The following is a 6,445-nucleotide window of genomic DNA, read 5'->3' on the forward strand; positions in this document are numbered from 1 at the left end:
ACGCGGCTCCTGCGTACCGAACTCCGCCTCGACCGCGAACGGATCGGCAGGCTCCGCGACCCCCGCCACTGACCCGCACCCACCCAGCCCGTCCGCCGTCCGCCCCGCTCCCCGTAAGCCAGAAAGGCCGCCCCGATGCCCCGCGACCTCGACCCGGGCTCCACCATCTTCTTCACCCTCACCATCGACGGCGAGAGCCTCGGTTACTTCAACGGGTGCGAGGGCCTGTCCTCCCAGGTGGAGATAGAGCACCGCCAGGAAGGCGGGAACAACGGCTTCGTCTGGCAGCTCCCCTCCCGCGTCACCTTCTCCACGATCCGCCTGACCCGCCCCCTCACCCCGGACACCACGAAGGTCGCCAAGTGGATCTCGTCGATCACCACGGGGGTGACCCGCCCGACCGCGCAGATCGCGGCGCTGCGGGCCGACGGTTCGGAGGTCGCCCGGTGGGGGCTGATCGACGTACTGCCGGTCAGCTGGCAGGGCCCGTCGCTGGACCCCGCCAACCCGGGCGTCGCGACGGAGGTCCTGGAGATCACCCACCACGGCTTCACCGACTGAGACCGAGGGGAGCACACGACAGCCCATGGCCAAGGGAAACAAGGGTGGCGCCGGCAAGAGCCTCGTCCGTGCCACCCTCGCCATCCACGAACCCCCCGTCGGCACCAGCACCACACCCGGCGGCCTGATCAAGTCCTTCGGCTTCGACTTCAACCCGGCGCAGCTGCAACTCGGCCGCCGCGCGCAGTGGAAGGTCACCCCGACGGCGGCCGTCCGCGACGGCTCCGTACCGGAGTTCATGGGGCCGGAGCCCCGTGAGATGACGGTCGAGATCTTCCTGGACTCCTCCGACGAGCCCGGCAGCAACACCGTCCTGAAGAAGGTCGAGTCGCTCCTGGAGTGCTGCGAGGTCACCGCGAAGAGCATCGCCGCGAAGCAGCCGTCACCACCCTGGGTCGTCTTCCAGTGGGGTTCGTTCTCCACGGCCCGGTTCACCGCCTACGTCAGCAGCGTCGACGCGACGTACTCGCTGTTCGGGACGACGGGCGTGCCCATCCGCGCCACCTGCCAGGTGCGGCTGCACGAGATCCCCAGCAAGACGAAGGGCCAGAACCCGACCTCCGGCGCGCTCACCGCCCAGCGCGTGCACCGCGTCGTCGCCGGTGACTCCCTCCAGTCCCTGGCCTGGCGCGAGTACGGGGACGCCGCCGCCTGGCGGGCCATCGCCGAGGCGAACGGCATCGACGACCCCGCCCACCTCCCCACCGGTGTGGAACTCGTGCTGCCCGCCGCCGAGGAGGTGCGTGGCTGATGGTGCAGTCGGCGTACTCCAGCGTCGTCCACGTCACCCTCGGCGGCCGCCCCCTGCCCTCCGACTTCGCTCCGCTCCTCGTGGAGGGATGGGTGGACCAGGGGCTCGGGGTGCCCGCCGCGTTCCGGCTCACCTTCCGCGACCCCTACCGGCAGGTCCTCGGCAAGCTGGGCGTCAAGTTCGGCACCCCGGTCGTCATCACGCCCATCGCCGACGGCAAGGGCGCCGGAGAGCCCCTGCTCACCGGCGAGGTGTGCGGCCTGGAGGCCGACTACGACGGCACCGGCACCTTCACCGTCATCCGCGGCTACGACCACGGCCACCGCCTGATGCGCCGGCGCAGGGTCGCCGCGTACCGCAACCAGAGCGCCTCCGACATCGCCCGCAAGCTCGCCGCCCAGGACGGCGTCCCCGTCGGACGCGTCCAGGCCACCAGGACGGTCTACGAGTTCATCAGCCAGGCCAACGTCACCGACTGGGACTTCCTCGCCCGTCTCGCCGACGAGAACGAGATGGTCATGTCCGTCGACGCCAAGGGCAAGTTCCAGTTCCTCAGGCCCGACCCGGCCTCGGGCGCCCCGCCCACCTCCACCCCGGGCGACAGGAGCCCGTACGTCCTGGAGGCCGGCACCGACATCCTGCGCCTGCGCGCCGCCGTCACCGCCGCCGAGCAGGTCGGCACCGTCGAGGCGCGCGGCTGGGACGTGACGACGAAGAAGAAGCTCACCGCCACCGCGCCCGCCCGCACCAACCCGGGCATCAGCATCGGGACGACGCCCGGCGAGGCCGCCGCCCCGTTCAAGCCGGCGAAACTCGTCGACGCGCAGGTGCCCTACGACCGGCAGTCGGAGGTGAAGTTCGCCGCCGAGGCCCTCGCGGACGAGGTGACCGGGTCCTTCGCCGAGCTGGAGGTCGTCGCGCGCGGCACGCCGAAGCTGCGGCCCGGCCTGCCCGTGACGCTCGCCGACGTCGGCGCCCCCTTCGAGGGCAAGTACACGGCGACCTCCGTACGGCACGTCTTCGGCGACGGCCGGCACTACGAGGCGTGGGTCACCGTCAGCGGCCGGCAGTGGCGCTCGCTGTACGGGCTGTCGTCGGGCGGCGGCGACCCGCACAACGGCCTGCGTCTGCCCGGCACCGCCAACGCCCTGGTCACCGACGTCCAGGACCCTCTCAAGCAGGGCCGGGTCAAGCTCCAGTTCCCGTGGCTGGACGACACCTACGTCAGCGACTGGACGCGGGTCGTGCAGTGGGGCGGCAAGGACGGCGGCTCGATCTTCCCCCTCGACGTCGGGGACGAGGTGCTGGTCTCGTTCGACCGGGGCGCCCTGGACCACCCGTACGTCATCGGCGGCCTCTACAACGGCCGCGACCGGCCGACACCCGTGAAGGACGTCCCGCTGCACGACGGGGCGCGGCGCCGCGCCGCCCGGCACACCCTCTCCGACCGGGACGGCAACCGGGTGGACCTGCTCAGCCAGAAGACCGGCGGCCGCAGGCAGGGCGTGCGCGTCACCACGGGCGACGACCGGCTCGTCATCAACCTCGACCGGACGAAGACCGAGATCACCGTCGACAGCAGGGGGGCGGTCAGCATCAAGGGCAGCACGTCGGTGTCCGTGGAGGCCGGCACGGACCTCTCGCTCAGCGCCCGGCGGTCCCTGTCCATCAAGAGCGGCGGCCCCCTGACGCTGGAGGGCCGCGGCCTGGTCAACCTCAAGTCCCTGGCCGGCGCGGTGACGGTGGACGCGATGGGCGCCCTCAACCTCAAGGCCGTGGGCGCCACGATGATCACCTCGGGAGGCACCGTCCAGGTCAACTCCGTCGCCAACGTGGGCATCCGCGCCGCCACGCTCCTCCTCCAGGGCGTGGTCATGGTCAACAACAAGCCGTACCCGCTGCCGTGACGGCACGGCGGGGCGTCAGGAGAAGGAGAAGGCAGGTGGCCCCCTGATGGCCGAACAGTTCGTCGGATCCGGCTGGGCGTTCCCGCTGCGCATCGGCCCCACCGGCGGCATCGCCCTGGTCAGCGGCGAACGCGAGATCGAGGAGGCGATCCGGCTGATCCTCGCGACGGCGCCGGGTGAGCGCCCGATGCGCCCGGAGTTCGGCTGCGCCATCCACGACCTGGTCTTCGCCCCGGTCAACGAGGCCACCGCCGGCCGCATCCAGCACGAGGTGTACGCCGGCCTGGACCGCTGGGAGCCGCGCATCGAGGTCCATGACGTCGAGGTCACCGCCGGCGCCGAGCAGGGCGTGCTGTTCATCGACGTCCGCTACTCGATCCGCGGCACCAACAACCCGCGCAGTCTCGTCTTCCCCTTCTACGTCATCCCGTCCCACGACGAGCCGGACTCCCCCAGCTCCTCCGGTACGGCTCCCGAAAGCGACCGCTGATGGCCCTGCCCTCCCCCAACCTGGACGACCGCCGCTTCCAGCAGTTCGTCGACGACGCCAAGCGCTACATCCAGCAGCGCGCCCCGGAGTGGACCGACCACAACGTCTCCGACCCGGGCGTGACGCTCGTCGAGACGGTCGCCCACATGGCGGACCAGATCGTCTACCGCCTCAACCGCGTCCCGGACAAGAACCACCTCGCCTTCCTCGACCTGGTCGGCATCCGTCTCTTCCCGCCGTCGGCGGCCCGCACGGACGTCACCTTCTGGCTGTCGGCGCCGCAGGAGGAGACGGTGCTGCTGCCGGTGGGCACGGAGGTGGCGACCGTGCGGACGGAGAGCGAGGAGGCCGTCGTCTTCGCGACGGAACGCGAACTGGCCGTCGTCCCGTGCTCGTTGCGGCATCTCGTGGTGCAGCACCAGGGGCAGCCGGTCACCGACCGGACCACCGATCTCGCCGAGGGCAAGGACGTGCTGTGCTTCGCGGAGGCCCCGCGGCCCGGCGACTGCATGCTGCTCGGCCTGACCGCCGCCGTCCCGCACTGCGCCGTCGCCCTGGAACTGGACAGCCGGGTGGACGGCGTCGGCGTCGACCCGCGCCAGCCGCCGCTGGTGTGGGAGGCGTGGACGGAGGACGGCTGGCAGGAGTGCGAGGTCGACCGCGACGGCACCGGCGGCCTCAACCGCCCCGGCGAGGTCGTCCTGCACGTCCCCGGCGGGCATGTGCTGTCCCGCTCCGGCGGCCAGGAGGCCGGCTGGCTGCGCTGCCGCGTCACCGAGCCCCTTCCCCGCCAGCCCTTCTACACCACCTCCCCCACCGTCCGCTCCGCGGAGGCCTTCACCGTCGGCGGCACCGCCCCCACGGTCCACGCGGAGACGGTGTACGACGAGGCACTCGGCGAGTCCACCGGCCTGCCGGGGCAGCGGCTGCGCCTGGCCCACGCCCCGGTCGTCGGCGACGACCCGCCGCTGCTGCTCCAGACCGCCGAGCACGACGGCTGGGTGGACTGGCGGGTCGTCCCCCACTTCGCCGGATCCGGCCCCGACGACCGCCACATCACCCTGGACGCCACCACCGGTGAGATCGCCTTCGGCCCGTCCGTGCGCGAACCCGACGGGACACTGCGCCAGTACGGCGCCGTCGCCCCCAAGGGCGCGGTGATCCGCGCCCGCCGCTACCGCACCGGCGGTGGCCGCGCCGGCAACGTCGCCCGGGGCGCCGTCCAGGTGCTGCGCACCTCCGTCCCCTACGTCTCGGAGGTCGTCAACCGGGAGGCGGCGCGCGGCGGTGTCGACGGCGAGACGGTCGAGGAGGCGAAGGTCCGCGCCCCCATCACGCTGCGCGCCCAGGAACGCGCCGTGACCCTGCGCGACTACGAGGAGCTGGCCCGCCGCGCCGCCCCCGAGACCGCCCGCATCACCTGCCTGGAGGGCGAGCCCGACTCCCACGGGGCGTACGCGGTGCGGGTGTTGGTGGTCCCGCAGGCCGTCCCCGACCCGGGCGGGCGGCTGCGCTTCGAGCAACTCGTGCCCGGTGACGCCCTGTTGGACCGCATCACCCGTCACCTCGACGAGCGCCGGCTGATCGGCACGCGGCTGGCCGTCGGACCGCCGTACTACCAGGGGGTGACGGTCGTCGCGACGGTGCACGCCTTCCGCGGCGTGGACACCGACCGGGTCCGCCGCCAGGCCCACGACGCCCTCTACCGCCACCTCGATCCGCTGACCGGCGGCGCGGACGGCCGGGGCTGGCCGTTCGGCCGGCCCGTGCAGTCCGGGGAGGTCTTCGCGGTGCTGCAACGCGTTCCCGGCGTCGAACTCGTCGACCAGGTCGTCCTGCACCCGGCCGACCCGCTGACCGGGAAGCGCGGCGAGGCGACCGACCGTATCGACCTGTCCGCGCCGGCGCTGGTGTTCTCCTACGACCACCGCGTCAGGGTGATCGGGGACGGGGCGTGAGGGGTTCGGTCGACGGGCTCGGCTCGTCCGCGCCGATCGGCGCGATGCTGCCCGCCGTGTTCGCCGACGACGACCTCGCGCAGCGCTTCGTCGCCGGCCTGGACGAGGTGATCGCGCCGATCCTCAACGTCCTGGACTGCCTGCCCGCCTACTTCGACCCGGCGCTGGCCCCCGTCGACTTCACCCGCTGGCTGGCCGGCTGGGTCGGTGCCGAGACCGACGGCACCGAGCCGGAGGACCGGCTGCGGGCCGCCGTCGCCGCCGCCGCGTACCTGCACCGGGTACGCGGCACCCGGCGCGGCCTCGCCGAGACGATCCGGCTGGCGTTCGGCGTGGAGCCGGAGATCTCCGAGAGCGGCGGCGCCGCCTGGAGCGCACGGCCGCTCGGCCCGTTCCCCGGCGACCCGCGCCCCCACCTGCGCGTCACGCTCCGCCTGCCCGACCCGACCCCGGCGGACGAACACCGCCTGACCATCCTCGTGGCCGCCGCCCGGCCCGCCCACATGCCGTACACGGTCAAGGTGACCGCCACCGAAAGGACCCCGCAGCGATGACCACCCAGAACTGCACCGATTGCGGCACCCGGGCAGAACCGGGCCAGTCCTTCTGCGACGCGTGCGGGGCCGTACTGAGCTGGAACACCGGCACGGCGGGCGGCAGAACCACCGCGGCCACCACCACGGCCGACACCGACGCGCCTCCCACGGCGGTGACGCCCCCGGCCCCCACGACGACGGAGGAACCCCCGCCCCCCACCCCGGACCCCGAGGCCGCCCCC

General features: G+C 73.0%; 6 protein-coding genes and 1 pseudogene. All 7 read left to right on the top strand.

Translation table 11 applies throughout. The features are described 5' to 3' along the window. Positions 1-135 precede the first annotated feature (135 nt). On the top strand, positions 136-561 hold the full coding sequence (locus ALMP_RS15070; RefSeq protein WP_264927916.1) for a phage tail protein: 426 nt from the start codon (positions 136-138) through the stop codon (positions 559-561). A gap of 25 nt (positions 562-586) precedes the next feature. After that, positions 587-1,312, top strand: coding sequence for a tail protein X (locus ALMP_RS15075; RefSeq protein WP_264927919.1), 726 nt, complete (start codon positions 587-589; stop codon positions 1,310-1,312). Next, a complete protein-coding gene (locus ALMP_RS15080) occupies positions 1,312-3,219 on the top strand; it encodes a VgrG-related protein (RefSeq protein WP_264927920.1) in 1,908 nt (635 codons plus the stop codon). Before ALMP_RS15075 ends, ALMP_RS15080 begins: the two co-directional genes overlap by 1 nt. Positions 3,220-3,265: 46 nt before the next feature. Further along, positions 3,266-3,709 (top strand): GPW/gp25 family protein, encoded by a 444-nt coding sequence (locus ALMP_RS15085; protein WP_264927922.1) that lies wholly within the window; start codon positions 3,266-3,268, stop codon positions 3,707-3,709. Further along, positions 3,709-5,667 (top strand): putative baseplate assembly protein, encoded by a 1,959-nt coding sequence (locus ALMP_RS15090; RefSeq protein WP_264927923.1) that lies wholly within the window; start codon positions 3,709-3,711, stop codon positions 5,665-5,667. The genes ALMP_RS15085 and ALMP_RS15090 overlap by 1 nt, the downstream gene beginning before the upstream one ends. Further along, entirely contained in the window at positions 5,664-6,221 is a 558-nt protein-coding gene (locus ALMP_RS15095; protein WP_264927925.1) for a phage tail protein, read from the top strand. The genes ALMP_RS15090 and ALMP_RS15095 overlap by 4 nt, the downstream gene beginning before the upstream one ends. Beyond that, positions 6,218-6,445: pseudogene (locus ALMP_RS15100) on the top strand (zinc ribbon domain-containing protein); the annotation flags it as partial. The gene ALMP_RS15095 and the pseudogene ALMP_RS15100, both read left to right, overlap by 4 nt.

The sequence above is a fragment of the Streptomyces sp. A012304 genome, from assembly GCF_026008495.1.
In the GTDB taxonomy this organism is placed as follows: domain Bacteria; phylum Actinomycetota; class Actinomycetes; order Streptomycetales; family Streptomycetaceae; genus Streptomyces.